Genomic DNA, 1,313 nt, shown 5'->3' on the forward strand with positions numbered 1-1,313 from the left:
GGTGGCGTACAGGGGCACGCGGCCGGCCGGGGTGAGCCGCCGCGCCCAGAGCGCGAAGCCGAGCGCGACGAGCACGATGAGCAGGGCGACCGTCACGGTCGCGGCCCGGGTCAGGGCGAGGCTGAGCACGGCGACGCCGACCCAGAACCAGCCCGGCACGGGGCGCACGAGCCCGGCGCGCAGCTGCACCCCGAACACGATGAGCCCGAGCAGGGCGAGGAAACCGAACATGGCCGAGTTGCCGAGGAGCCCCTGGATCGGGCCGCCCTCGAAGAGCAGATCGCGGCTCCAGTAGAGCAGCTTCGACACCTTGCCCTCAGGCACCTCCTGCCACCAGGGCAGGAGCGGGTGCCGCACCCACAGCGAAACGATGAGCTCGAAGACGAGCGAGCCGCCGATCAGATAGCGCAGGGCAGTGCCAAGGGTGCGCAGGAACTCCGGCCAGGTGAGCACGAAGGCGAGCGCGACCGCGGCCAGCGTGGTGCTGAGCTGCGCGAGCACGCCGATCACGGACTCGGCGCGGTACTGCGACCACAGGATCGACAGGGTCGCGAGCGCGAGGAAGAGGGTGAGCGGCGCGGGCAGGCGGTACCAGCGCAGGCTCCGCGGGCGCTCGCGCAGGAGCATCCACAGGTTGAGCGCGAGCAGGATCAGGGCGAGGGCGACAAAGCCCACCCAGCCGGTCGCGTAGCGGACCGCGTTCCCCCCGAGGAGGAACACGAAATCAACGATCGCGAGCGCGCTGATCGCGAGTCTGGTTTTGGCCGCAGTCACACTCTGTAGTGTAGAGCCTGCTGGATTCGGACGCGGTTACCCGCACCGAACGACCTGACCGCGCGCGAGCGCGGCACACACGGAAAGACACCAGTGTTCGTTTTTATCGGGAATACCCCCAGGGACTACGCCTGGGGTTCGACGGATGCGCTGCCCGAGATGCTCGGCACCTCGCCGACGGGCGCCCCGCAGGCAGAGCTCTGGCTGGGCAGCCACCCCGGGGACCCCGCCGAGGTCGCGAAGGCCACCCCCACCGCGCAGACCCTCATCGACCTGATCCGGAGCGACCCGGAGCGTTACGGCGTGGACGGCGCCGGGCTCCCGTTCCTGCTCAAACTCCTCGCGATCGCCTCCCCGCTGTCCCTGCAAGTGCATCCGACCCGGGCCCAGGCCACACTCGGCTTCGCCGCCGAGGAGGCCACGGACGTCCCCCGGGACGCCCCGACCCGGAACTACCGGGACCGGAACCACAAGCCGGAGATGGTCGTCGCCCTGGACAATCGCTTCCGGGCGCTCTGCGGCTTCCGCTCGCTCGATGA

General features: G+C 70.4%; 1 protein-coding gene and 1 pseudogene. One reads left to right on the top strand and one right to left on the bottom strand.

What is annotated here, in order from left to right; translation table 11 throughout:
* A pseudogene (locus OOT08_RS12355) lies at positions 1 to 774 on the bottom strand (O-antigen ligase family protein); the annotation flags it as partial.
* A 93-nt stretch (positions 775 to 867) separates the two neighbouring features.
* On the opposite strand from OOT08_RS12355, the gene manA reads away from it, so the two are divergent.
* The coding region (gene manA, locus OOT08_RS12360) for a mannose-6-phosphate isomerase, class I (RefSeq protein ID WP_325093043.1) at positions 868 to 1,313 on the top strand (446 nt) is incomplete at its 3' end.

It is taken from the genome of Leucobacter sp. M11 (assembly GCF_035726885.1).
In the GTDB taxonomy this organism is placed as follows: domain Bacteria; phylum Actinomycetota; class Actinomycetes; order Actinomycetales; family Microbacteriaceae; genus JAPFRB01.